This window comes from Brotaphodocola sp., assembly GCF_050873365.1.
Classification (GTDB): domain Bacteria; phylum Bacillota; class Clostridia; order Lachnospirales; family Lachnospiraceae; genus Brotaphodocola.
Genome location: NZ_JBNMIQ010000037.1, coordinates 1 through 26,046, shown reverse-complemented (window position 1 = coordinate 26,046; position 26,046 = coordinate 1). Strand labels below are relative to the sequence as shown.

At 45.8% G+C, this 26,046-nt stretch carries 20 protein-coding genes; 1 reads left to right on the top strand and 19 read right to left on the bottom strand.

The features are described 5' to 3' along the window. Positions 1–258: 258 nt before the first annotated feature. The 7 genes from ACR0QT_RS13190 to ACR0QT_RS13160 all read right to left on the bottom strand — a co-directional run bounded on the left by ACR0QT_RS13190 (position 259) and on the right by ACR0QT_RS13160 (position 8,235). Entirely contained in the window at positions 259–2,550 is a 2,292-nt protein-coding gene (locus ACR0QT_RS13190; protein WP_432631167.1) for a hydratase, read from the bottom strand. 529 nt (positions 2,551–3,079) lie between these two features. After that, positions 3,080–3,997 carry a patatin-like phospholipase family protein gene (locus ACR0QT_RS13185; RefSeq protein WP_432631166.1) on the bottom strand — a complete coding sequence of 306 codons (918 nt, stop codon included), beginning with the start codon at positions 3,995–3,997 and terminating at the stop codon, positions 3,080–3,082. A gap of 193 nt (positions 3,998–4,190) precedes the next feature. After that, positions 4,191–4,844, bottom strand: coding sequence for a YkgJ family cysteine cluster protein (locus tag ACR0QT_RS13180; RefSeq protein WP_432631165.1), 654 nt, complete (start codon positions 4,842–4,844; stop codon positions 4,191–4,193). A gap of 61 nt (positions 4,845–4,905) precedes the next feature. Continuing rightward, complete coding sequence (locus tag ACR0QT_RS13175) at positions 4,906–5,802, bottom strand: bifunctional hydroxymethylpyrimidine kinase/phosphomethylpyrimidine kinase (RefSeq protein WP_432631164.1); 897 nt, start codon at positions 5,800–5,802, stop codon at positions 4,906–4,908. Positions 5,803–6,175: 373 nt separating this feature from the next. Further along, positions 6,176–6,640: a low molecular weight protein-tyrosine-phosphatase gene (locus ACR0QT_RS13170; RefSeq protein WP_432631163.1), complete on the bottom strand. Its 465-nt coding sequence runs from the start codon at positions 6,638–6,640 to the stop codon at positions 6,176–6,178. A 218-nt stretch (positions 6,641–6,858) separates the two neighbouring features. Beyond that, entirely contained in the window at positions 6,859–7,695 is an 837-nt protein-coding gene (locus ACR0QT_RS13165; protein ID WP_432631162.1) for an SDR family oxidoreductase, read from the bottom strand. A gap of 21 nt (positions 7,696–7,716) precedes the next feature. Continuing rightward, positions 7,717–8,235: a flavodoxin gene (locus ACR0QT_RS13160; protein ID WP_432631161.1), complete on the bottom strand. Its 519-nt coding sequence runs from the start codon at positions 8,233–8,235 to the stop codon at positions 7,717–7,719. A 172-nt stretch (positions 8,236–8,407) separates the two neighbouring features. On the opposite strand from ACR0QT_RS13160, the gene ACR0QT_RS13155 reads away from it, so the two are divergent. Then, positions 8,408–9,289 (top strand): LysR family transcriptional regulator, encoded by an 882-nt coding sequence (locus tag ACR0QT_RS13155; protein WP_432631160.1) that lies wholly within the window; start codon positions 8,408–8,410, stop codon positions 9,287–9,289. A gap of 192 nt (positions 9,290–9,481) precedes the next feature. Here the strand turns inward: ACR0QT_RS13155 and ACR0QT_RS13150 are convergent, their stop codons facing one another. The 12 genes from ACR0QT_RS13150 to ACR0QT_RS13095 form a co-directional block, all read right to left on the bottom strand. After that, positions 9,482–10,543 (bottom strand): hypothetical protein, encoded by a 1,062-nt coding sequence (locus ACR0QT_RS13150; protein ID WP_432631159.1) that lies wholly within the window; start codon positions 10,541–10,543, stop codon positions 9,482–9,484. Between the two features lie 127 nt (positions 10,544–10,670). Beyond that, entirely contained in the window at positions 10,671–12,149 is a 1,479-nt protein-coding gene (locus ACR0QT_RS13145; RefSeq protein ID WP_432631158.1) for an RNA-binding domain-containing protein, read from the bottom strand. A gap of 127 nt (positions 12,150–12,276) precedes the next feature. Continuing rightward, positions 12,277–15,468: a response regulator gene (locus ACR0QT_RS13140; protein WP_432631157.1), complete on the bottom strand. Its 3,192-nt coding sequence runs from the start codon at positions 15,466–15,468 to the stop codon at positions 12,277–12,279. A 450-nt stretch (positions 15,469–15,918) separates the two neighbouring features. Then, positions 15,919–17,268, bottom strand: coding sequence for an MATE family efflux transporter (locus tag ACR0QT_RS13135; protein WP_432631156.1), 1,350 nt, complete (start codon positions 17,266–17,268; stop codon positions 15,919–15,921). Continuing rightward, a complete protein-coding gene (locus ACR0QT_RS13130) occupies positions 17,258–17,719 on the bottom strand; it encodes a MarR family winged helix-turn-helix transcriptional regulator (RefSeq protein WP_432631155.1) in 462 nt (153 codons plus the stop codon). The genes ACR0QT_RS13135 and ACR0QT_RS13130 overlap by 11 nt, the downstream gene beginning before the upstream one ends. A 437-nt stretch (positions 17,720–18,156) precedes the next feature. After that, positions 18,157–19,902: a DUF262 domain-containing protein gene (locus tag ACR0QT_RS13125; RefSeq protein ID WP_432631154.1), complete on the bottom strand. Its 1,746-nt coding sequence runs from the start codon at positions 19,900–19,902 to the stop codon at positions 18,157–18,159. A gap of 179 nt (positions 19,903–20,081) precedes the next feature. Continuing rightward, positions 20,082–20,675 carry a TerD family protein gene (locus ACR0QT_RS13120; protein WP_432631153.1) on the bottom strand — a complete coding sequence of 198 codons (594 nt, stop codon included), beginning with the start codon at positions 20,673–20,675 and terminating at the stop codon, positions 20,082–20,084. Between the two features lie 110 nt (positions 20,676–20,785). Next, the gene (locus tag ACR0QT_RS13115) at positions 20,786–21,367 is read right to left on the bottom strand and encodes a TerD family protein (RefSeq protein WP_432631152.1); all 582 of its coding nucleotides are present in this window, start codon (positions 21,365–21,367) and stop codon (positions 20,786–20,788) included. A gap of 166 nt (positions 21,368–21,533) precedes the next feature. Beyond that, positions 21,534–22,670 (bottom strand): toxic anion resistance protein, encoded by a 1,137-nt coding sequence (locus tag ACR0QT_RS13110; RefSeq protein WP_432631151.1) that lies wholly within the window; start codon positions 22,668–22,670, stop codon positions 21,534–21,536. A 4-nt stretch (positions 22,671–22,674) separates the two neighbouring features. After that, entirely contained in the window at positions 22,675–25,014 is a 2,340-nt protein-coding gene (locus ACR0QT_RS13105; RefSeq protein ID WP_432631150.1) for a YceG family protein, read from the bottom strand. 20 nt (positions 25,015–25,034) lie between these two features. Beyond that, positions 25,035–25,661, bottom strand: a complete 627-nt coding sequence (locus tag ACR0QT_RS13100; RefSeq protein ID WP_432631168.1) for a rhomboid family intramembrane serine protease — start codon at positions 25,659–25,661, stop codon at positions 25,035–25,037. Between the two features lie 100 nt (positions 25,662–25,761). Next, positions 25,762–26,046: hypothetical protein (locus ACR0QT_RS13095; RefSeq protein WP_432631149.1), on the bottom strand; the 285-nt coding region annotated here is incomplete at its 5' end.

The following is a 26,046-nucleotide window of genomic DNA, read 5'->3' as shown; positions in this document are numbered from 1 at the left end:
TAAATTGGTCGGTAAATGAGGGAGGCTTATTTGGCATGCCCAAAAACAGGATGTATCAGAGCTGTATATAAAAATGGCTCTGATGTCAGGAATGGAGTAGGATTCTCATGAATCCCACCCCAACTATTGACATAGAGCCACAATATACAGACATACAGAAACAGGGTGCCGAGCTGTATCTGAACTGCTCGACACCCTGTCTCCATTCTGGTATCTGGAAATGTAATGATAATAGGGGGCTTTCTTAATAACGATTGTTTATCTGTTTCTGTTGTAGTTGATCAGGCAACCAGCCTTGACGATCTTTTTCTCATCCGGAGTCATATCTGCTACATACAGGCTGATCTCCTTGATCTCATCGCCGATTACATATGCCTTGATGTCCTTCATGTCGCCATCTAATGCCTTGCGGATCTGCGGAACGTAGATGTAAGAACCTACCTCGAATGCATCCGGCTCGTCCTTCATCTGGAACGGGATCATACCCCAGTTCATAACGTTGGAACGATAACGCTTCGTTGCGTACTCCTTACAGATGTTTGCCAGACCTCCGATGACTCTCTGACAGCTTGCAGCCTGCTCACGAGCGGAACCATCACCAGGTCTCACTGCGTAAACCATGCTTCCAACCTCAGTCTCAGATGCCTTCACATCCTCATTGCCCGGGATGGTCTTGATCTTCTCGAAGACTTCCTTCAGCTCCGGAGCAGTCTCACACGGACAGGTTCCAGCAACTCTTGCCTTCTCGATCTTGTCAACTTCCTTACTTCTGCCAACGTACTCCGGATCTCTTCTGGAGAGGGTGAACTCAGCCAGACCGAGCGGGTTGGAACGATAGGAAGAAGTCTCACCGGACGGGATCAGCTCATCGGTGGTCGTTACCGGGTCAAGAATCTTGGAACATACCTTCAACAGGATGTTGTCAGTCAGCGGGCTCATCTCCGGCCAATCCTTGATGTTCGGGCCATATACCAGGCTTGCTTCCTCGTTGCCCTTGCCGAATCCCTGATAGATTCTTGCCTTGTAAACGGTATCGTCGAAGTTGTACTCCGGTACCTCGTAATCATCCACAAAGTCGGTTGCCGGTGTCAGGATACCACCGTTTGCTGCGGTTGCTGCGATCGAACGTGCATCCATCAAAGCGACTGCGGACATCTGACCGTTGCCCGGCTTGGAACCCTCGCGGTTCGGGAAGTTTCTCGTTGTGTGACGGATGGACAGACCATTGTTTGCCGGAGTATCGCCAGCGCCGAAGCACGGTCCGCAGAATGCAGTCTTGAGGATTGCACCTGCCTCCATCAGATCTGCGATTGCACCCTTTCTAACCAGGTCAATGTAAACCGGCTGAGAGGACGGATATACATCCAGAGCGAACTCGCCACATCCACAGCTCTTGCCCTTCAGAATGTGAGCAGCCTCCATCACGTTCGTGTAGTTACCGCCGGCACATCCTGCGATGACACCCTGGGTTACCTGAAGTTTGCCGTTTACGATCTTGTCGGTCAGGCTGAACTTGATATCCGGATTTCCGGTTACCTTTGTTGCCTCAACCTCAACACTTCTGAGGATGTCGCCGAGGTTTGCATTCAGCTCATCGATCTCGTAGGTGTTGCTCGGATGGAACGGAAGAGCGATCATCGGCTTTACCGTGCTCAGATCAACATAGACAACGCCGTCGTAGTAAGCAACGTCTGCCGGATTCAGCTCCTTGTAATCCTCTCCACGACCATGCTTGGTCAGGAATGCCTTGGTATCCTCATCGGTTCTCCAGATCGAGGACAGGCAGGTCGTCTCGGTCGTCATAACATCAACGCCGTTACGATAATCGGTTGTCATGCTGGAAACGCCCGGTCCAACGAACTCCATTACTTTGTTCTTTACATATCCGCACTTGTAAACAGCGCCGATGATTGCCAGTGCGATATCCTGCGGTCCGATGCCCGGTCCCGGCTTTCCGGTCAGGTAGATTGCGATTACGCCCGGATATGCGATGTCGTATGTATCACACAGAAGCTGTTTTACAAGCTCACCACCACCCTCGCCGATTGCCATCGTTCCGAGTGCACCGTAACGGGTGTGGCTATCCGAACCGAGGATCATCTTACCGCATCCAGCCATCATCTCACGCATGTACTGATGGATAACTGCGATGTGCGGTGGAACAAAGATTCCGCCGTATTTCTTACATGCGGACAGACCGAATACATGGTCATCCTCGTTGATCGTACCACCTACGGCACACAGAGAGTTGTGACAGTTGGTCAGCACATACGGAAGCGGGAATTTTTCCATTCCGGATGCCTTTGCCGTCTGTACAATGCCGACGAATGTGATGTCATGAGAAGTCATCGCATCAAACTTGATCTTGAGCTTGCTCATGTCACCGGACGTATTGTGCTTGTTCATAATCGAATAAGCAATTGTTCCCTTTTTTGCCTCTTCCTTGTCTACGGCTCTGCCCGTCAGAGCCTCCACCTTTCCTGCTTCCTGCTCCGGAACCAGCTCTGTTCCATTTACCAGATAAGCGCCTCCGTCATACAGTTTCACCATATCGATCTCTCCTCCTGCATATTCAGCCTTGTTTCTGATCGGAATGACCAGAAACATCAACCCATGTTTTTCGCTTTTGTTACCAGTGTTGCTTGTTGTTGCTCTTTGTTACTCTTTGTTACCTTTTGTTACGTTTTGTTACATTTTCGCTTTTTGTTTTGGTTGTTGCCTTGAGTTGTTTTGTTACTCTTGGTTGTTGCTTTTGGTTGTTTGGTTGTTGTAGTTACTTACTTGTAGGTTGTTTGTTAGGTTGTTGTTGTTTTCTTTTGTTGACTTTATTATGCATCAGAATTCGCTATTGGTCAAATACTATCATCTTGATAACTGGTATAGGTTTTTACTATATATCATTCTATCACGATTCGCACCTTCGGTACTTGACGGTACTTGACGCTACTTCGTAGCTATCGTGATCGCCATTCGCCACTCGGGATGAACAAGTAAACTTGTTCCCCCTCGTTAACGCTCATTCTATCACGCTCCGGTTTATTCTCTCCTTCTTCTGGTCAAGCTCGGAAACGATTTCTCTCTACTTTTCCTTCTTGTTCCACCACTCCATCAGATCTTTCATCCGGCAGAGGGCATCCCTGCGCCCCGTCTCATACGTCTCCTGAAGTTTGATCGGATTGCGCTCCGTGCGTCCGATTGTCAGCTCATGGCTCGGACGGATCACAAAGATCTTGCCCTCGCGCTCAAGTTCTTCGATTTTCTGTACCGTCTCATTGTATCTCGTATGGCGAGTCTTTAACGCCTCCACAAAGTTCGGATAGTGGCGGTAATAGATGCCTGCGAGCTTCTCATTCTCCGGTTTCTTGACATATCCGCGATTTCTCGTGAGGACGACAACGGTCTTTGTGTATCCCATCTCTCGAAACTTCTCGACCGGAATGCTGTCCGTACATCCACCGTCGAGGAGTTTCATTCCATCTGCCTCCACCAGACGAGAGACATACGGAAGCGAAGCGGATGCCCGCATCAGATCAATCTGCTCCTTCATATCGGTGATTCGCAGATACTCCGGCTCTCCGGTCTCCACGTTACTGCAAGTCACATAAAAGGCGGTATTTGAGCGCTGAAACGCCTCAAAATCATAGGGATCAAGTTTTTCCGGAATCTCATGGTAGCAAAACTCTTCATCCACGATATCGCCGGTGCGAAGCAGGGTCTTCCATCCGAGGAATCGACTGTCACAGCCATATTTCTTGTAGTAACGGATGCTTCGCCCTTTCTGTCCGGAAACAAAAGAACAGCCGTGAATCGCTCCGGCTGACACTCCAATCACCCCATCAAACGAAAGCCCTTTATCCATAAACACATCGAGAACGCCCGCCGTATAGATTCCGCGCATTCCACCGCCCTCGAGCACCAGACCGGTAAACTGGTTTTCTTTCTGATTTTCTTCCTGATTTTCCTGTTCTCCCTGTTTCTTCTGCTCTTCCTGTGTCATCTTCCCTTCACCTGTCCTTTCTCAGCAGAATTTTGAATCCTTATTCTTTATGAATCTCTAATTTTGAACTCCCCCGACTTAAATAAATTTTTAATTTTCTCTGGGATTTCGATTCGATTCTTTCTATCTTACTTACTTATTTTTCTTATTCTTCCCTGTTCTTTCGATTCTTTTCTTTTGATTCTTTCCTTTGTTATTTTCCGATTCGTCTGTCAAACTCCTCATAGAACGAATCCATCCCATTATACGGTTGCAGATAAAAAGTTTTTAACACATACAGACTCACCGCCTGCGCTTCTTTTGCATCTGCCCCCGCTACCCGCTTCTGCATCTCTTTCAAAAAATGATGCCATTCGAGAATATACTGGTCATAGCGATCTGCCTGTGGGGTATCGATCCACTTTCTGACCTTTACTTTCGCACGCCCCGGGCGACTGCACTCATGAACCTGCAAGAAATAATGGAACTCTTCTTTTCCATCTTTCTCCTCATAGTAACGACCGAGTGGGAAAATCCGGCAGATTCCCGGGCGATATGGATGAATCGAGCATCGTCCCTCCTTATTTAAGAAAAGACACTGTTCGCTCTCCCCCGCCATTTTCAGATTCGGAAGTACAATTCCATCCACCACATGAAGTTCCAAGTATCCACCTAAAAGTTGCTCGGGCGCAAGACCCAAGCCCTCCGCCATTCTCGCAAAATCAAGCGGATCAAGTACAATGCTCTCTCCCATTCCACGACAGCAGTCCGAGCATCCCTCGCATCCACCGCAACCTGCCTTCGCCATATCATTCAGCGTATATAATTTTCCATCGGAGATTTCCTCCAGACTTACATTTCGTATCATTTCTTATTCTACCATTTCTATACATTTATTTTTTACGCATTGATACATCAAATGACCATTCTTAATCCTCATCGTCGTCCTCAATCTCATCGAGGAAATCCAGACTGTGCTCCAACAAGATTCCCTTATAATTATTCAGCTCGTCCTTGTTGTCCAGAATCAGTCTTGAGACCGCCTGCACCGCACTGCGCACCGACATCTCCAAGGACTTTCCTGCCAGGAGTTCTCCGGTCATCACTGCCGAGAAAATATCTCCGCTCCCCGCAATCCGCACCGGCAGATAATCATATGGCACCTGGAAATACGTTCCAGTCCAGTGGTCGTATCCGCAGACAAGGTATCTCGCCGTGCCATCCGGCATATCCTCAAGAAGCACCGGTTGCTGTTCCACCTCCACTGCACTTGTGATTACGACAGATCTTCCAGAAAGCTGGCGCAGGCCATCGACCATCTGCCAGATCTGCTGTGCCGTTCCAAAATAGCTTCCCGGCCAGAAACCGGTGAGGAATGAGGCTTCTGTCATATTCGGAATCATGACATCGGAGAGACTCACGAGACGACGCATCGCATTAACCTGCTCCGCACCCATTCCGTTATAGAGTTTTCCGCCGTCCGCCATGATCGGATCGACCATAATCAGACGACCCTTGTTCGGATTTCTTGTCTGAATGTACTGCTCGATGATCTCCACCTGACGCTGGGATGTCACAAAACCCGTGCAAATACAGTCCGGATCAAGTCCAAGCTGATCCCAGACCTGAAGCGTATCCCTCATGTAGTCCGTCATATCCTGAATCCGAAATCTTCCATAATCCAGTGTATTGGAAATCACTGCCGTCGGAAGTTGCATCGGATAATGCCCCATATGCGACAAAATCGGCACCATCGCCGCCAATGCCACCTTGCCATATCCCGGCAAATCGTTGATCAAAAGAATCTTTTTTGCATTCGTACTCATCCAAACACCTTCCTTACCTTCCGTTTTTTCCTACGTTTCTTATCCTTTCAGCGCTCACCACATTTCCCGCACTGCTCATCCATCACGAATTTTCCCTGTTTTTTCTGAATAAGAGGTCAAGCGGTCCCTCAATTTCCCCTCACAGAGTAGCTATTTCCATGAGGTTTCATCGATCTTTTCCCTTATTTCATCCTTCTTATTTCGTCTTTCTTATTTCTTATCTTACTTCTTATTTTTTATTTTACTATGTTATGGTTGTGAAAAAAATCATATCACGCAGTACGTGGAAATGCAAATGATAAATGAAAAACTGACCGACCGAATTACAGAATCATAACTTACAGAATCACAGACAAAATTGAACTTCTCCGGCTTAAAATCCCTTTTCCTCACGAATTTTTTTAAGAAGTCCTGTACATCCCGCTACAATATCGCGATACGTCGCATCAAAATCTCCCGTATACCATGGATCTGCCACATCCCGGTCACTTCCTGCAAACTCCAACATCTTGAAAATCTTGTGATCCGGATCTTTTCCCACAATCCGCATCATATTTCGGATGTTCCACTGGTCCATTCCGATCAGATAGTTGTATTTCTTATAATCCTCTTTTTTCATCTGCACAGCTCGGTGATCCACCATCGGAATTCCCATCTCATTCATCTTCGCCCGCGTCCCCCGGTGCACCGGATTTCCGATCTCCTCGGTGCTCGTCGCCGACGAATCAATATAAAATTTCTTCTCTAATCCTGCCTTGCAGACCATATCCTGAAACACAAACTGCGCCATCGGCGAACGACAGATGTTGCCATGACATACAAAAAGTACTTTAATCATTCCTTAAAAACTCCTTGAACCTATTATCATCGTTTTAGTTTTATCACATCTTTTCTGATCGTGACCATTTTCACGCAAACATCTTTGTCCCATTCTGCAAAGAAGCCCTGATATGATACATGTATTATACCATATCAGGGCTGTGTTTACTATTTCAAGTCAATAAAGTTAGTATGTCTCTTGTTTTTCTCTGAAACCACTCCCCCTCTATCTCCTGTTTACGCTTCCGGTTTCAGCGGACCATAATAATAAGAGGATGTTGCCCCTCCATCAATCAGGAAGGTTGATCCTGTAATAAATGCGCCTTTCTCACTCATAAGAAGCTCGGCGACATTTGCCACTTCATCTGCGGTTCCCGGTCTTCCTGCCGGGCACTTCGCAAACATGTTCTTATAGAAATCGCCACGAAGTCCATTAAACTCATCCACAGCAAGCGGTGTTACGATGATTCCCGGTGCAATATCATTCAATCTCGCGCCACGTTTGCCCCACTCTACCGACTGTGCCATGACACGCTTCTCGTTGCAACGTTTTGCCATCTGATAAGCATGAAGCGTATCTCTGATATTTTCCGGCTGTAAAATTTCAAGATTTAATAACTCTTCTGTCGGTGTCGTTGCAAGTGCGGCATCCTCCTCTGCGGTAAGCTGTGGCATTCTCCATCCGGACTGACTGGAAATCGTCACACCAACACCGCCCTCTGCGATCACCTTTCCAACTTCTTCCAACAAAACTGCCGTTCCATATAAGTCTACTTTCAGAATTGCCTCAATTGGTGCCTGACTTGGTGAAACTCCGGCTCCATTTACCAGCATTTTGATTTCACCATACTCCTGTGCTTTTGAAATCAGGCTTTTAATGGATTCTCTGGATGAAAGATCCATCTCCACCGGTTCCACATCAAAACCTGCATTGTTCATAATTTCCGCGATTGTTTTCGCATTTTCAATGTTCTTATCTCCCATGACAATCTTCTTGCCATATCCCATTCTTCTTGCAATCGCCATGGAAATCTGTCCTGCCCCTGTTACGATCATTACTTCTTTTTTGCTCATAGCTGTTTACTCCTCCTAAATTCAATCTACATTTTTCTTTGCCCAGTCCGCTACTGCCTGCTCGGATTTCCCTGCATCTGCTCCATGTACCGCAATCCCGCTTCCAAATTCTGCACCCTTACAGATCTTTCTGAGGTCACGTTCACTGTTTCCCAAACCACTGCCCTCATGAGTCATAAGCGCCATCACCTTCTTGCCGGTAAAGTCAAGCCTCTCAAGCTGGGTAAATACCGCTACCGGATAAGTTCCCCACCAGCACGGCCCACATACAAACACGTTGTCATAATCCGCAAGGTCGGAAAGATAATGCTTCAGCTTTGGTCTTGCATTCGCTCTCAATTCCTGCTGTGCTTCCTCCGTACACTCATGATAATCCTTGGAATAGTCCTCCACCGTCTCGATCTCAAAAAGATCTCCACCTACTGCTTTCTGAATAAATTCTGCACAAATCTCGGTATTGCCTTTCTTTAAATCAACGATCCTTCCATTTACATAATTTTCACCTTTTCGTGAATAGTAGATAATCAGATTCTTAGCCATCTCTTCTCGAATCCCTCCCGCATCTCAGTTTCTTTTGTTGATCTAATCATAATTCAATCCCACTATTCAATCAAATCTTTATTCTTATCATATTGATTAGTTTTACTAATCGTTATATAATATTATATACAAGAAATACGAACTGAACACAAAGAGAGGAGGAACATGGCTTATGCTCCTGCGTCAAATTGAATACTTACAGGCTGTCATTGAAAATGGAAATTTTTATCTGGCAGCAGAACAATGCAACGTCTCACAGTCCGCCATTTCCCAACAGATCAAAAAATTAGAGGACGAACTCGGAGTAAAACTTTTAGAACGCCACAATCGCACCTTCTCCCTGACCCCTGCCGGCGAACATTTTTATCGGAAAAGTCTGATTATATCCGGAGATTTAAAACAGCTTGTCCGTGAGACAAAGCGGATTGCAGATAACGATAATGCTGTTTTGCGAATTGGGTACTACAAGGGCTATCATGGAAATGAACTCTCCGAGGCGATTGCCCTGTTTTCTGAAAAATATCCCACCGTGGAAGTAAAAATTATGGTTGGAAGTCATGAAGAATTGTATCATGCTATGGAAAATGACTCTGTTGACCTTGCAATCAACGACCAAAGACGTGCTTTTTCTGATGCGTATAACAATGAGGTGCTCGCAGAAAGTAAGATTTATATTGAACTTTCCTCCAAAAATCCACTCAGTAAACTACCTTCCCTTGAAACAAGTGACTTAAAAAATACCCCCTGCATTCTTGTGATCAATCAGACCGGACAGCAGGAAGAACAAACTTACTATAAAAATATCATTGGGTTACAGGGGGATTTTCTCTTTGCGGATACCGTACAGGAAGCCCGGCTAAAGATTATAACCGGGCAGGGATATATGCCAGTCGACGTGATCGGCGAACAGGTCTGGTTTGATACTTCCGTCAGCAGAATCCCTCTCGTAAGAAACCAGACTCCTGTCAAAAAGACCTATTGTGCCTTCTGGAAAAAAGACAATTCCGGATACTACAACGAAGAATTTGCGGATATTCTCAAGACCTGTTTTTAAGAGAACTTTTATAAATCCTTTAATTTTTTCCATCTGCTGTCTTCCAGTCTATATTTCTATTTGAAGTATGTCCTAGAATAACAGCAGATGAAGCTGATGGAGCGCGAAACTTATAATTTCTCATAAATTTTCCCGTTATTCAGCGATCTTCTCCAAAAGAACAATAAGGAAGTACTAGATACCTTTTTCTGTTTAATCTTTCTTAAGTGTATAAATATCGCCATCCTTACTAACTAAATACTCTTCTTTTTTCTCAGATGCATGTAAAGCTACTCGGATTGCCTTTCGTATATCTGATTCTACACCACTATTCAAAGAGTCGATAAGTTCACTAATCTTTGTTACTGATGGTATCTTATCTACTTTCTCCATCGGTTTTGCCTTGTATGCGTCAACTCTACCCTTCAAACTACTAAAATTGGAAAGTATACGCTTATCACACTTATCAATATATGTAATAATTTCTACTTCAAGATAAGAAATATACCCTTTATCCATATTCTGAGCAAACTGCATTTCCAAAAGACTACTCATGATATACAACTGTATCGATAAATCCAAACTATCTCTGATTTGGAATGCATTTTCAATAATCATCCCAAGATTTGAAAATCCTCTTGCCTCTTCTGCCACTTTTGCATCCAAATCGCCAAGATAAAACTCGATATCTTTCATTGCAACTTTTTTTGCTTCCTGTAAGCTACTAATAGTCGCAATTTTCTGGGTATCATGCTCCATAATAGAAGCAAAATTCTGATACGCATACTGAACAAAACTGATTTCTGACATCAATTCTGCTTTTTTATCGCCATATAAGAACTCTAGTATTTTATCCATCTTCTGGTTAATCAAATTCAGTTTCTTATTAATCTGAGCCATGAAATACTGACCAGTAGCAACTGAGATTGCTGTAAAAGCACCCAATATTATCGTCTGAGCAGACATTTCATAAAAGGATGCCGAACCAGCAAATTTACCATCTACTTTAACTATAGAGCTAAATCCTCCCTGCTTTAAAGCAGTCAGAGTATGTGGCAATCCTTCTGGGAATGAAACAATATATGCATTTGACATAACCCCCGCAGTTATAGCCAAGGGCATATTCTGCAAGAAAACACTTACTTGCATTTTCTGAGATAATGTCATGTCCATTTTCGTATAGTGAGAAGGATCATCCAAATCCAATATTGTCTCACATGGATTAATAACAAAAACTCCACTTTGTTGCATTATTTCAAAAAATTTTTGTTCCATAACTTCACCTTCCCCCAATATCGAACCTTGGCACTTTTCTGAAAGTTTTCCGAAAGACTTCACAACATTATTTTTTTAATAAGAGCATATATACAAATATCTCTCAAAATATTTTATCAATCAAAGTTTAATGCAAACTAAAATAATCTTTTACAATTTCCCAATTTGATCTTCTTTTTGTTCCATTCTGTACCAATACACCTTTTTCCTGTAACGCGACAAACATTCGTGAAACGGTTCTTTTTGATACCCCAAGTTGTTCTGCGTAATATGCCTGTGTTGCAAATGGATTTTCTGCTATGATCTGCAACAGTTTTTCTGCCTGTACTTGTCCTTTATTCAGTGGTATTTTAACGCCATTAGTGCCATTTTTTACCTCAATAACGCCATTTTTGGCGTTATTGGCGTTATTTTTGGCGTTATTTGTATCAACTTGTTCTCGATAAATATTGATACGCAAATCAACCTCACCACCAATAAACTCCGGTTCCCGTAGTCCAACTGCTTTCACTTTGTCAATAATTCTCGGAATACCGCTTCCCCAATGTTCAATCAGATTCATATAAGAAAATGCATGCGCAAGTGCTTCATTTCTAATTTTGGAATACCCTTCCTTCATACGTTCTAAAGTTTGTCCCATTGGCAATTTTCCCGGAGAAGTGATTTCCAATCTGTTATCATATACTGCAACCTGTATCGTGCCATGATCCAGATAACTACGGTGTACCATCGCATTAATGATTAACTCACGAATCGCATCCGGTGGAATTTCATAAATATCCTGTCGATAAACACCAACAATCGTAGCACCCAGATGAATATTTCGCAAAACAAATTGAAATGCTTCTTCTATCTGTTCCCAAAGTGGTCCCGTATACTCTCGTCGATCAACAAAAACTGCCTTGGTCGTTCCCTTGAATACGCCACATTGCGTTGCAATATGAAGTCCTCCATTCCCTGTTAAAATAGCATACGCATTGGACGGATAATCTTTCCCATCACGTTCAATCAAAATTCCCCAAGAACGCAGTTGCTGTCTGCCAACATCTTTGATAGATGCTTTCTGTTCCTCATTATGGGCATTCTTGACTGCCTGTTCTTTCATTGCTTTGCAAAGAGCATCAATATCTTCATCCGTGATATTCAGCCCCGTACACAAAGCCTGATCGTAGTAACGGTTACTGCCCTCGAACAGTAGCTCTTTTACCATATACTCATCGGCAAGGCGGGTAGTTCCGGCAACACGGACATATACACCGCCATCTCTGCCAAGGGCTTTGATATAATATGGGCGCTGTCTACCCTCAGAAACTTCTACCACAATAACCGTCTTACCATCAACCGTCTGTAAAGTAATATCCGGGATGATTGCCGGTTCACAGCTGTCTGATACGGCATTGGCAATGGCATCCATTTTCTTGAATACATCTTCCTTGTCAAAGCCGACAACTTCTCTGGTTTTATCAGCAATTCCGAAAATGATTTTTCCTCCGGTTCCATTTGCAAAGGCAACCACAGACTTCATATATTTGATACTTTTCTCCGGCAGGTTTTCTTTGAACTCCACATTCTTCGATTCCCCTGCAAGAATTTCTTCTATGGTCATCCTAACACCTCACTTTCATTTTGCTATACAAAGTATAACCTTCTTGCTTTATCTTAGCCAAAAGATTCTAAAAAATTGAGCAATTCTTCCGGCTCACTTCCCAGCGTTTTCCAACTTTATGTTTCTTTTACTTCTCCCCAAAAATCTGGTTCAAAGTCTTTGCGATTTCCTTCATCTCAAACGGCTTTACGATATGCCCGTTCATTCCACACTCAAAGGCTTTTCTTCTGTCCTCCTCAAAGGCGTTCGCTGTCATCGCAACGATCGGAATATTCGCCTTCTTGTTGTTGGGCAACGTGCGGATCTCTCTCGTTGCCGTGTATCCATCCATTCTCGGCATCTGGATATCCATCAGCACCAGATCATACTTGTCCTCCGGAGCTTCGTTGATGATATTGACTGCCTCAATTCCGTCCTCGGCACAGTCGATCTGCATTCCGGTTTCCTCCAGAATTGCCATTGCAATCTCCCGGTTCATCTCATTGTCCTCCACAAGAAGAACCCGCTTTCCGGAGTAATCATAGGATGAATAGGAGTTTTCTGCGCCTTCCGTCTTCTGCGCTTGGCTCTGAGCTACCCCTACATCCTCTGCCTCCTCTATCCGAACAGGCTTTGTCAGAACGGATCGAAGCTCCGACATGAAAATCGGCTTTGCGACGAAGGCCGTTACGCCCGCTTCCCTCGCCTCCTTCTCAAAATCCGTCCAGTCATATGCCGTCAAGACAATGATCGGCACATCTTCCCGGATTACCTTGCGGATTCTGCGGACTGTCTCAATTCCATTCATATCCGGCATCAGATAATCCACGATATAAACCTTATATTCCTCATTCAGTTCGGTCGCATCCTGCGCACGGAGGATCGCTTCCTTGCCGGATACCGTCCAATCCGGTTGCATATCAATGCTTCGAAGCATCTTGCAGACACTGCGACAGGTATCAATATCATCGTCAACGACAAGCGCCCTCGCGCCCTGTAATTCCGCAATCGGCTTGTATTTGATCGGCTGACTCGCGAGGCGGACCGTAAGTGTGACGGTAAACTTAGAGCCTTTTCCCTCCTCGCTCTCCACCTCAATCGTACCGCCCATCATCTCCACGATATTCTTCGTGATCGCCATGCCAAGACCCGTTCCCTGAATTCCGCTCACCGTAGCAGAATGTTCTCTCGAAAAGGTGTCAAATACATGGTCTATAAACTCTGCCGACATGCCAATTCCGGTGTCCTTGATCGAAAATTCGTAGGTCGTGTATCCATTTATCAGGCAAGGCTTTTCCACGAGATGAATGATAATATCTCCGCCAACCGGTGTGAACTTGATCGCGTTGCCCACGATATTGATCAGAACCTGATTCAGTCGCAGTTTGTCCGTGATGACATCCTCATTCTGCACATCCTGCGTGTCGATGTAGAGGTTCTGTTGCTTGGCATTGATCAGTCCCTGAATCATCGTGCGCAGGTCATGAAGCAAATCCGGCATATGCACCGGCTTCTCATCGAGCTTCACACTGCCACTCTCAATTCGGCTCATGTCCAGAATGTCATTGATCAGACTCAAAAGATGCGTGCTCGACGTATTAATTTTTGCAAGATAATCCTGTACCAGCTCGGTCTTATCGATGTGCGTCTGTGCAAGTGCCGTAAAACCGATAATCGCATTCATCGGGGTACGGATATCATGCAACATACTGTTGAGGAACATCGTCTTTGCCTTGTTTGCCTGCTGGGCAGCCGAAAGCGCAAGCGAAAGCTCATCCTGCTGTTTTTTCTCGTTTTCGACAATACCGTCCACATTTTGGAAACCAGCGATGATGCAATCAATGTTTTCCAGTTTTATGTACTTGAACTGATAATAATGCGTCTCCTCCCCGAGCAGTACGCGATAATTTCCGACATATTCATTGCTGTCTTCCATTGCTTTTCGCACATTTTCCATATCGACGGCATCCCGCATCATACGCCGATCATCCGGATGCACCTTCTCCTCAATGTACCGATCCAACATCGCCGTGTATGGATAATCCACCCTCTTGCGTTTCTCCCTGTTCGATGTTGCAAAACCGTCGAGCTTCAATGCTCTTGCCGTCTCCTTATCAACATCAATGAAGAAAACATTCTCATAGGCATCTGCGAGCGCATTAAAGATTGCAAGCTGTTCCCTCAGCGCCTCATCCTTCTCCAGTTCCCGTTTTTTCTGCTCTGCAATATCGCGGATCACAAACAGGACGTCAATCACGTTGCCATTCTGATCGCGCCGGTTCGCAAGAAATGCCACTGAATGCCATTTGCCATTCACGGATTTCAGTTCCATCATCACAGCATTCTTTTCCCTCAGACGCTCCTGCACCGTATCAAAATCAAAGAAATCTCTTATTTCCTTGTTGTTCTCGTAATCGGAAGCGATGTTTCTTATAAACATGTTTTGGGTGAGCTGTTCAAACGAACCCGAGGTTCCCGTCGCATGATACCCGCCTTCCCGCTCCGAAAGTACATAGTAATCTTTCAGCACAAAATTCAGCACAATAATTTCCTTGTAGGCGGAGGCAATCGAGGAGATGATTTCGGTTTTCAGCTCCTCTGCCTTTAATGCGATCTCTACTTTCTTTTCTTCCTCTTTCAGCTCCTCGTTTTTCTGTCTCAAACTCTCCTGTGTGAAAAGCAGGTTCTGACGAATCTCGATCTCTCCAACAAAAAATGCCATCAGCGCCGAGAACGTCTGCGCATAAGTCTGAAGAGACAAGCCAAAATTCATATATTCATATGCCGTCGCCCCAGCCATCAAAACGAAATAGGACCATCCCAAAACCTTCTGATTTTTGCTGAATTTCTCATGATATTTGAGTAACAGCCAGACTACGATCAGCAGAGCTACGATCGGTGCGACATGAGTCAGCCTGTAATAATCCCCTCTGCTGTATCCGTTACTGCTGTCAAAAGAATAAAACCATCCAAAATGCAGATTCAGAGTCAGCGCACCGATTGCGATTGCCTCCAAAGCCCAATAGGCTCTCAGCAGGATATCAGGCTTCTCCTTCTCGTCCTTGACCAGATTCCAGATAAAAATCGAAAAAAACAGAGAGACAAGATCATTTGAGACAAACGTAATATAATTGCTGGCTCTCGTTACCGTGCCCCAGAAAAGACCGGGCACTCCGTCAAATCCCCAGGATACCGCATCACTGACAAGTCTGGTGATACATGCAATCAAGAGAATTTTTGTAATCTTTTTCTGATTCAGTTCCCGCTTAAATAAATACAAGATCACGCCAAAGATCAGCGTGACCCAAAGTTCACTTGCCGAAAGTTGCACACTCTGCATTTCTCATCCCCCTGTAACGGAGCATCCATCTGATCCCTTATTTTCTTTCAGAAAGATGTCACTCCACTTCCTTTTCCCTTTCCCGTTTTCACTTCGTACCTGATATATCGAACCTATCTGACATATCTAACTTAAATATCTGATCGTTCAACCATTTAACCATTTCCATATCGTCTCGTCTTCCCTGCGATTCCCTCACAGATCCCCAGTATCTACATGGTCTTACGCATTATCTTCCCATATTATACAGATTTTAGGAAAAAATTCAACATTCTCCTCCAATTTCCTATCATATAAAAAAATGGCCTCCAAAAGCCAGATTTTTCCGTCTCGCTCCTGGAGGTCCGTGCAAATACAAATTTAAATATTCTGATTTATAAATGTTCTAATTTTTTAAATATTCTAAATTTAAATGTTCTAAATACGTTTCGTTTTCTTATTCTTATTCCGTTACGCAGTTTTTTTCTTCTCGTCTGCCCGATTCATATGAATAAAATATCCCGTACTCAGAATCACTCCGACAATCGTGGAGATCGGGGCGGCAAGACCAATCTTTGTCAGACTCGCGTTCGGCTGAATACTCATAAAGTATGCGAGCGGAAGTCGAATCAGAAGCGTCTGGATCAATCCCTGCACCATAACCCAGACCGTCTTGTTGTTTCCGTTGAAATATCCGATCATGCTAAACAGAATTGCAGTCGCAATCGTCTCAAGCGCAAATCCCTTCAAATACTCATACGCTCTCACAATAACCGCCTCATCCGTCGTGAAGAAGCCGGAAAGCACATCGCCCTTGAACATCACAAGCAAAAAGACCAGACAACCCACGGTCAAGCCCACACCGATTCCGGTAAACAGGGACTGTCTCGCACGTTTCTTCTTGCCCGCACCGATGTTCTGGGAGACAAAGGATGCCATCGACTGCATCAGGGAACTCGGAATCAGCATTGCAAAGTTTACGATCTTACAGGCCACTCCGTAACCTGAGGATGCATCCAGACCAAGGCGGTTGACAAACGCACACAGTGCGAGGAAGGAGAGCTGAGTCAGCATCTCCTGAAGTGCCAGCGGAAATCCAATCTCAAGGAATTTCGGGCACTGTTCATTCCATCTGAAATCGCTCTTTTTGATCGTGAACGGCATTTTTTTCTTGATCAGAAGAATCACAGCAAAGACCACACTGCATGCCTGAGCCATCACCGTCGCAATCGCTGCACCCGCTGCATCCATGTGAAGACCGGCAACAAGCACCAGATCCCCGATCACATTGATGATGCAGGCAACAAAGACAAAGAGAAGCGGAGAATTGCTGTCTCCAAGTCCTCTGAAGATTGCGGACAACAGATTGTATGCCACGATGAAGAAAATACCGCTTCCGCAGATCCGCACATACGTCGAGGTCAGATCAACTGCCTCGACAGGTGCCTGCATCAGCACGGAAATTCCACGCGCAAATCCCACCATGACAACAAACAAAATCACAGCAAATATCGTAAATACAACGCCTGCACCACCGATGACCGAGCCAATCAGTTTCTCTCGCTTCTCACCCAAATAGCGGGCAATCAAAACGGTGACACCCATTGCCAGCTGAGTCACGACAAAGGTGACGAAATTCAGCACCTGACTTCCGGTTGAAACCGCAGAAAGACCGGATGTCGATCCAAATCTTCCGACCACAAGCAAATCCACCGCACCGTAGGCAGCCTGCAAGATCAGCGCGCCCAGAATCGGGATCATAAATGCGATCAGTTTCTTTAAAATACTTCCTTGTGTAAAATCTGCCTTATCATTTGTCATCGAAATTACTCCCCTCTTTTCTCTCACACATGATCCGATAAAACTTTTCAATCGTCCGGATCATACAGTTTGCTTCCTCCTCCGAAATCTCCTCCATATACGGAGACAGAGCGTCAAAATATTGCTGGTCATACTTTTTTGAGAGTTCTCTTCCCGCCTCTGTAAGCGAGATGTAGACCACGCGCCCATCTTCTTGAGAGGCGAGCTTGCGAAGATATCCCTTCATCTCCATCTCTTTGATCGTTCTGGTAACTCCGGGTCGCGGAAGATTCATGGCATCACTGACATCAGACACTTTTACCTGATGATCCTCCGCTTCCATCGCCTGAATCACATCCAGATACTGAATATAGGACGGCATAACTCCCTTTGGCAGTGCCGGAAGCATCTCGCGAGTCCGCTTTGCGAGATAGCACGCATCAAACATCCTCTTGATCGTCTTATTCTCCATGTTTTCTTCCCATCTCCCCTCCTGAGAAAGTTTGTGATCCCTCCACCTTTATAGATGGGAGACATCCACTTTTAGTTCAAGTCGACGTTCGCGGAGACTTGGCGCGTGATTTTGGTCAGCTCTGCTGACATCTTCCCATCAAAATCACTGCGCATCCCCGCGGAGCGTATAACTCAGAAGGGGATTGTCTCCCCTCCTGAGAAAGTTTGTGATCCCTCCACCCCTATAGATGTGGGACATCCACTCTGAGTTACATAGTTACCATTGGTAATTATATCAAGTTTTCTCATTTTGTCAATTCCAAAATTCCAGTCCGCAGATCTTGCCGTAAAATCTCCTCCCCAGACGACTGACGACATAGAGCCAAAAAAACATAAAAAAGCACTGAACTCCTAAAAGTCCAGTGCCTTTTTAGGACGAAACTTACCCTTACAGACTTACAGAAGCAGACTTTCCAGTTTCTTTTTCATCAATTCTCTCCTCTTCTGCAAAAACTGCTCAAAATTCGGATAGGTATAAGCCAGATCCGGGAGATAGTTCAGATTCCGATAAGCAACCTTCTCGTCATCGGTCGGGTACGTCTCGGCAAACCATAAATCAAAATCCTTGTTCTGCTTCTCGATGTTCGGGATCGCGGGCAAGAGCTGAAGATTACTCAAATCGTTGACATGAGCGATATGATCTTCTATCTTCTGGGCTGAGACTCCATTCTTCTCAAGCATCTTCTTCGTAAACTTGCTCTTTGGATACATGTGATCAATGTGGAACTTGTTATTGAAATCGAGCGACGAATACAAAAGCATCAATACGTTAAGCGTCTCCGCCTTTCCGTACTGGTGATCGAGAAGGCTCTCGATGTCGTCTTGCGTGAAGACCATCGTCTTGCTCGTCCCACGCAGTCTGTTTATGATCTCATCGAGCGGAAATTCATTCGTCCCATTGTTCTTGATGATCTCGCGCATCAGCCGGAGCAGATTGTCGGGCTGTCCGCTGAAAATCCGCTTAAACAGAGACATGATCAGCCATTTCTTGATCTTTGCGCAATTTCCCTTCTGCGCTGTTGAGACCTCAAAATTTTCCGGATTTCCGATTGTCATCAGATAATAGGCGATCGGGATCACTGCATTGTTGGATTTCAGACTCTCCCTTGAAAACCCGAAACTTGAGACAAGGATAAATGCCTGATACAGAGACTTCTTGATCTTCTGCCAGTTTGCCTCAATCTTCAGCATATTCGGCTTATTAAAATTGTCCACCTTGAATGCAATGTTCTTAAAGTCACTTAATACAAGCGAGGCCTTCAGCACAAAATCCTTGTTTACGCGGAATCCGCTTCCAATTCCGTTTAAGAGATCCACAAAGTCCGTGATCTCCTCCCTTGCGTCCAAACTTTCCCACTGGGCTGTCGCAATGGAGAGGAGCAGATCCGAGTAGCTTAAAATCGTTCCCCCGCTGTTGACCCGGATGAAGATGTTGAGCACCCGGTCAAGCTCCTGTGACCGGACTTTATAGTAGCTGATAATCGGCTGAACATGGATCACCTTATGTAACTGGGCGAGGCAGTCCATCGCAAAATCGCCCTGATCCTCGTCATATCGATCATTCTTATAAATCTGGCGATTGATGAACTTCGTGACATCCCCGATATTTTTCATATCAAGAATCTGTCCGACCTCAAACCAGTAGTGATCGTCGTCATTCACACACTCGGTCTCCGTCAGAAAAGAAAACTCATACCTGTCGTTCTCCTCCTTCGCCGGTTCCACGAGATTCAGATACAGTTTTCTCTTTGGAAACGCCTCGTCATTCTTCCACTGTTTCCACGGCATCTTATACGCATAAGAGCCCTTCAAGCCGATAAAGAGCGAAGTCAGTCTTTGCTGACCATCGAGAACTGCGACCACATTATCACTTCCGCTCAGATTGATCTTCGGATTATGCGTGGTCTTCTTCTCGTGATAATTCTGAAGAAAGCTGTAAAAGTCGTACAGCGTATTCTGACCGTCTGCAAGTTCCCAGAACAGAAATGCCCCGATCGGATAATCCTGCATCACCGAATCAAACAGTCTCTCAATCTGCGCCGTGCTCCAGACAAACTCCCTCTGAATCGACGGAAGCACATACCGGTTCTCCGAAATGTCCCCGATCACCTCGGCAATCGTCAACGGTGATTCGTATGCCATCTTCTTCTACCTCCCCGTTTTCCCATTATTATTCTTTGTGTTATCTATCTTTTTCGTTCTCTATGCCTGTTGTTTGCTTCCCTCTCATCGAAAAATGGAGGATTCCGAAACAGAATTCCTCCATTTTCCATTCATACTATCCTGAATTTTGAGCTTTGCAAATCACTCATCTGATTTTTTTACAGATAGCGTTTTGCGAATTCTCCGATCGAGCCATCCGCGGTTCCCTGACCAACCGCATTGAACTTCCACTCCCCGTTGTGGCGATAGACCTCACCAAACAGCATTGCGGTCTGGTTGGAATAATTCTCCGTCAGGTTGTAGATGCACATTTCTTTGTTGTTTCTCGCGTCCACGAGACGGATAAATGCATTTCGGATCATTCCAAAATGCTGATGACGCTTATACGCCTCATAAATATTGACCGCGAGCACAATCCGGTCATACTGTGGCGGAACGCGGTTCAAATCAATGACGATCTGCTCATCATCGCCCTCACCGGCTCCGGTCAGGTTATCTCCCATGTGCTGTACCGATCCGCTCTTGTGGGTCAGGTTATGGAAATAAACGATGTCCTTATTGTCTACGAGTTTTCCATTCTGAAGCATCAGAGCAAACGCATCACAATCGATCGCCTGCGGACTTGAAAGAAAGGAAAACAATCCTCCCGGCTGTTTCACCTCATCCCAGCCAAGTCCCACAATAATTTTTGATAATCCCGCATTTTCCTTTGACAGACTGACTTTCTGTCCCTTTTGAAGTTTTACAGACATTTCCTCTGTCACCTCCTAAATGATTGGAATGATTTCCATAATAAATAATTGGACAAACTGATAAATCAATAGCTCAGACTATGGCTTCGCTTTGATTCTTTGCGAATTCATTACTCCGCATCAATTCCATAATGTGCGCAGAGTGCGGCAAGACCACCCTGGAATCCGCTTCCGATCGCATTGAACTTCCACTCGCCATTGTGCTTGTAGAGTTCTCCGACTACCAGCGCCGTCTCGATCGAGAAATCCTCGCCGAGATCAAAGTGAACAATCTCCTCGCCGGTTGCCTCGTCCACGATTCGGCAGTAGGAATTCGATACCTGACCGAAATTCTGGCGTCTCTTATCTGCATCGTAAATCGTGACTGTGAACGCAATTCTCTCGATATTTGCAGGAACAAGGCTCAAATCCACCTCAATCTGCTCATCGTCGCCCTCACCGGCTCCGGTGCGGTTGTCTCCCATATGCACCACAGCGCCACTCTGATGCTCCAAATTGCCATAGAAAATGAATTCCTGATCGGTCGGGCATTTTCCATTTGCACCGGTCAGAAATGCCGATGCATCGAGGTCAAAATCTGCCCCCGAATCAAATGCATTGACATCCCAACCAAGTCCTACCATGATCTTCTTGAGTCCCGGATTTTCCTTCGTAAGGCTGACTTTCTGTCCCTTTGATAAATTAATAGGCATAATGTGTTCCTCCTTGTTGTCTATATTTTTTATAGTTATGGGTGGTCGCAAAATCCCCACCCATTTTTATCTCTCTTGTCCCACCGTCCACTTGCCCGTTGTCACAGTTTCCACTGTTGTCAGTGCTGTCACTATTGTCGCTGTCATCTCATCCTGCATTCGATTTCTATCTCTTGTTCGGCATATGGTACTTCTGGTTGAACTCCTGCTTGATCGCCTCAAGACGCTTTGCATCCTCAACACGCTGTCTGCGCGCATTGTCCTGAATTGCTCTCGTCTCATCGATTCCATTCACAATCGTTCTCCACGTCGTCTCAAGCGTCTCAATCTTGATCGAACTTCCGGATGCCAGTTTTGAGGTCAGCTTCGCCTGCTCCACCGTGTTTCGCGCATTCTTAATCAGAAGCTCATTCGTCTTTGCATCGAGTGCCGCCATCGATTCTGCCTGAATCTTCTGGCGTTTGAGCATCATCGCCTGTGCGAGTGACTGTTTAAAGACCGGAAGCGTGATGATAAATGCCGAGTTGATCTTTCTGACAAGGTTCATGTTGCTGAATTCCATCGTCTTCAGCATCGGAATCGACTGGATCGCAACGCTCTCCGCCGTTCTCAAATCCTGCGTTCTCTGCTCCAAGAGCATCAGACACTGATTTAAGTTTGTGAGTTCAAACTGAATCGACTGATCCCCACTTGCCTCCATATCCGCCTGTCTCTGTGCGATATAGGCCTCGATCTCTCTGCATCCCTGCTCGCCGGCAAGAATGTATTTGACAAGCTCATGATAATAGTTGACATTTGCCTCAAAAATCTGGTCGAGCTTTCGGTTGGACTGCTTGATCTCCGACTCGTACTGTTTGAGCTGAACGTAGATCTTGTCGACCTCCCCGCCCATCGTGTGATACTTGTCGAGAATCTGATCGAGCTTCTTTCTCATATTTCCGAACAACTTGTCGAAAAATCCCTTGCTCTCCTTGATCTCCTCGATGTCGAATTTGTCCATGATCTTTGCAAGTGCGCCGAGCATCTGACTCGACTCGTCGAGCTGTGCCAGATTCATGCTGTTCAACACGACATCCGAAACTTTTGAGATCTCCTCAGCCGCATGCGCACCAAACGTGACGATGGTCTCCATATTGTCAATCTCAATCGTGCTGACAAGCGCATCAACCTCCGCAGAATTCGTCAACTCCTGATTCATCTGCTGACGATCTGCCACAATATCATACTGCTGAACAACCAGCTCATTCTTTGGCTCCTCCGGCGGTTCCGGTGCCTTTGATGATTTGCTGAAATCAAGCCCCATATCCTTATATCCTCCTCTTAAAGTTAAAGATTTTCTCACACCACCCAGGGCGCTGTGCGTGCAGGGGGAGCCGATCAAAATCGGGCACCTGCTGTTCATACCGGTATGTGCCAATCTGATGTTCCTCAAAGATTCTCTCACGGAAAAACCGCTCCACACACTGATATCCGGTCGGGACAAACATCAGAATATCAAACCCGACCAGATTCAGAAATGCCATCTGAATCGAATCCTCGAGAGACATCATTTCTTCCCCGGTTATAAGATAAATCAGCTTTGGATTCTTCTTGGTAAAATCAAATCTCTGGATCATTCTAAGCAGAGATTTGTCCAGATTCAAAGCTGTCGACACAATCGTAAATTCAGTTCCATTCTCCCCGGTTCCTCGAATCGTTTTCCGGTCGATCAAGAGCTGAATCTTGTCGAGTAGGTAGTCCTGCATCGACTCGCGCAAAAATCCATACGGATAGGCGCGGTGCTGACGGATTTTCTCTCGCTGAAGACGACCGTTTCTGAAAAACTCCACCGCAAACGGCTTGATCGGATTCTCCGAGGTCGAGGTCAGGTTCGGAATTTTGCTGATCACCGTTACATTCTCTGTGTCTGCTGTGATCAGCTCCTTGATCGATTGCCAGTAAATCTCCATGATCCCGTCTTTCACCCCGGAAATCTTGGAAAAGATCACCGGCAGATTGACCGTGTCCGAAAACGTGCTGAAATTCGGGCGGTACTTCAATTCCTGATTCCACAAGATCGGAATCTCCTCATACATCGTCTGCAAGGTGATCGTATTCGCCTTCGCATACTGCTGTTCCCGGTAGATTCCGCTGTCCTGATACATCAGCGTGTCAAGTTCCCGCTCCGCATGGTAGGCAACCGTCCCGACTCTGAGTCCTGCGCTCGCCTCCGGGTAGGACGAGAGCGAGAGCGAAAACGGATGATTCTCCTCATACAGGGAGGAATCTGCCAGAACACAGGTCTCATTGAGATCCGGCTGAAAAATCACGACATCAACCGGAAGTCTCGCAAGCAACCTGCAAAACACCGCCTCTTTCTCATTCTTACAACCGCCAAGATAAAAGAAACCGGAAATCTCAGGCTTCTTCCATCCATGAAAAAGATCCCGTTGATAGCGTTTCAGCCAACAGACCAGATAAACCGCTGTATTCATCAGTCGATTTAAAGAATTCAAATTTGGGCCGGTTTCCCGTCGTCCCTCCTCCGCCATGACCTCCACAAAGGCTTTTCTCATCATCGGTTGAAGCTCAAAATTTTCTGAACAGACGAGGTTTCGCGATAAGTCTTCCAAAACCTGATTCAGATTTTGGTAACTGTTCTTTCTGCGAACTTCCTGAATCTCCTCGACGGTCGGCGGAGTAATCTGGCGATTGACAATCACAAGCCTTCTCCCGCTTCCCCGAATCGCCTGTCCGAGCTGATAAAGCTCATTCTCATAGGTGAGTTTATCTTCAACGCCACGAATCCGGCAAAAACAATTATAGAAAAATCTCGGATCATCTCCGCGCTCTCCCGCCGACTCTCTGATCTGCTCAAGCAAATTAATTTTTGCGGAAAGCCAGACATTTGTCGCCGGAATCAGACAGGGCGAGCCGGAAGCGTCCCCGCCATATAGCCGGTTTTGGCTCTGTTTTGCATCAAGTTCCTCGCGAATCTGCTTTAAATCAAAGGAATCCGGGAAATTCTGCGCCCCGCCCGCTCCAAATGCAGACACCGGCATCTCCTCCGAGATCTCCGATCCCGGGTCTACGCGCTGATAAGCGTCATCCCCGTGATACTCTAGGAGCAACAGATCACAGCCAGCCTGCGTGAGCACCCGCATCAGAAGCAGTTCGTAAATGCTAATCTCCCCCTCGTAGAGAATCTTTGGAAGGTTCTCTTCGCCGAGATGGTTGACAATCCGCTCGAACCGGTAATAGAGCCAGCACATGAACTTGATATATGCATTTTTGAGCATATTGTCATTTTTCCCGTTCTCTCTCAAATGAACCAGAGTCGCATAGATCGCATTTGACACATTCGCCCTCTGTCTCTCATTCATCCGCGGAAGCCATTTTTTGAGTCTCTGCGAGAAAAAATTCTGGTCAACCTCAAATGCGGTCCCCATCATCTCCTGATAATAGTCGAGCTGGCGCTGATCGGGATTCTTTAGTTTTCCCTCCACAATCACACCGGACAGGCGCGCCGTCTCGTAATACTTCTGGATAAACGCATGAACCTGTGGATTGTAAGTGTGGATTCGACAGGCATAAATCCCCCTGCGATTCCGTTTTCCCAGATCAAGGAAATAATCATCGGGATTTTGCAGTGAAACACGTTCTAGCATGATGACTCTCTCCCTTCCGCTTAGCGCGAATTTTTCAAATTTTTTAACCCTGAGGGTGATGGATTTGTCAGGAAAAATCCAAACCAGGCTCCGACAACGCCCCCGAGAATATGCGTAAAATTGGAGATGTTGCTCGGCACGAAAATCCCTTCATAAATCTGCCCGCCCAGATAAAAGATAGCGACGAGCAGAAACGTCAGCGGTATGTAGTGTTCCCGGATACTCGTAAACGAGGAGAGCAGGATAAAGGCAGACACGACTCCGCTCGCCCCCAAAAGCTGAATATGGGGAAACAGAAGAAAACTTGCAATTCCCGTCACAAACGCCGTGATCAGCATGACGACCAACAGATTCAGAGAACCGTATTTTTCTTCCAGCATCGGTCCGATAATCAGAAGAAGCGTCATGTTTCCAAAGAGATGGTCGAGGCTGGCATGTCCAAAGACATGACCGATCAGCCGAACATAGGTAAGCGGACTCGACAGGGAGGATCGATACACACTGAAAAACATTGCCGTGGTTCTTCCCCCGCTGAGCCAGCCCATCAGCCATGCGACCAGACAGATCAGCGCAAAGCAAAGCACCACCGGAGAATTAAACGAAATGCTCCATCCTCTGCTGTTTTTCAAGTGTTTTCCCCCTCTCATCCGTCTCTGCGCCCTTCCTTTCCGACTTCCGGCAGAATCTCCGTGACCGTTCCCGTTGACCGACTGTACTTTTCTTTTTGGCATCCCCGCTCCTTCTTGCTCATACAAAAATGGCGAAAGCATACGGACAGAACTCGATTGGTTCTCTCCTCACGCTTTCGCCAAACTCATCAAAATCTCCTGCGACTGAAGCCGGGAGAATCTCCGCTACCATCCAAAAACTGCTATAACTCAGAGTGGATGTCCCCCCTCCTCTATAGGTGGGGGTATCACAAACTTTCTCAGGAGGGGAGACAATCCCCTTCTGAGTTATACGCTCCGCGAGGATGCGCAGTGATTTTGATAAGAAGATGTCAGCAGAGCTGACCAAAATCACGCGCCAAGT

Coding starts and splice junctions, on each gene's coding strand:
- ACR0QT_RS13190 (WP_432631167.1), bottom strand. CDS start 2,550: ATGGTGAAACTGTATGACGGAGGCGCTTATCTGGTAAATGGAACAGAG.
- ACR0QT_RS13185 (WP_432631166.1), bottom strand. CDS start 3,997: ATGACACAGGAAGAGCAGAAGAAACAGGGAGAACAGGAAAATCAGGAA.
- ACR0QT_RS13180 (WP_432631165.1), bottom strand. CDS start 4,844: ATGATACGAAATGTAAGTCTGGAGGAAATCTCCGATGGAAAATTATAT.
- ACR0QT_RS13175 (WP_432631164.1), bottom strand. CDS start 5,802: ATGAGTACGAATGCAAAAAAGATTCTTTTGATCAACGATTTGCCGGGA.
- ACR0QT_RS13170 (WP_432631163.1), bottom strand. CDS start 6,640: ATGATTAAAGTACTTTTTGTATGTCATGGCAACATCTGTCGTTCGCCG.
- ACR0QT_RS13165 (WP_432631162.1), bottom strand. CDS start 7,695: ATGAGCAAAAAAGAAGTAATGATCGTAACAGGGGCAGGACAGATTTCC.
- ACR0QT_RS13160 (WP_432631161.1), bottom strand. CDS start 8,235: ATGGCTAAGAATCTGATTATCTACTATTCACGAAAAGGTGAAAATTAT.
- ACR0QT_RS13155 (WP_432631160.1), top strand. CDS start 8,408: ATGCTCCTGCGTCAAATTGAATACTTACAGGCTGTCATTGAAAATGGA.
- ACR0QT_RS13150 (WP_432631159.1), bottom strand. CDS start 10,543: ATGGAACAAAAATTTTTTGAAATAATGCAACAAAGTGGAGTTTTTGTT.
- ACR0QT_RS13145 (WP_432631158.1), bottom strand. CDS start 12,149: ATGACCATAGAAGAAATTCTTGCAGGGGAATCGAAGAATGTGGAGTTC.
- ACR0QT_RS13140 (WP_432631157.1), bottom strand. CDS start 15,468: ATGCAGAGTGTGCAACTTTCGGCAAGTGAACTTTGGGTCACGCTGATC.
- ACR0QT_RS13135 (WP_432631156.1), bottom strand. CDS start 17,268: ATGACAAATGATAAGGCAGATTTTACACAAGGAAGTATTTTAAAGAAA.
- ACR0QT_RS13130 (WP_432631155.1), bottom strand. CDS start 17,719: ATGGAGAATAAGACGATCAAGAGGATGTTTGATGCGTGCTATCTCGCA.
- ACR0QT_RS13125 (WP_432631154.1), bottom strand. CDS start 19,902: ATGGCATACGAATCACCGTTGACGATTGCCGAGGTGATCGGGGACATT.
- ACR0QT_RS13120 (WP_432631153.1), bottom strand. CDS start 20,675: ATGTCTGTAAAACTTCAAAAGGGACAGAAAGTCAGTCTGTCAAAGGAA.
- ACR0QT_RS13115 (WP_432631152.1), bottom strand. CDS start 21,367: ATGCCTATTAATTTATCAAAGGGACAGAAAGTCAGCCTTACGAAGGAA.
- ACR0QT_RS13110 (WP_432631151.1), bottom strand. CDS start 22,670: ATGGGGCTTGATTTCAGCAAATCATCAAAGGCACCGGAACCGCCGGAG.
- ACR0QT_RS13105 (WP_432631150.1), bottom strand. CDS start 25,014: ATGCTAGAACGTGTTTCACTGCAAAATCCCGATGATTATTTCCTTGAT.
- ACR0QT_RS13100 (WP_432631168.1), bottom strand. CDS start 25,661: ATGAGAGGGGGAAAACACTTGAAAAACAGCAGAGGATGGAGCATTTCG.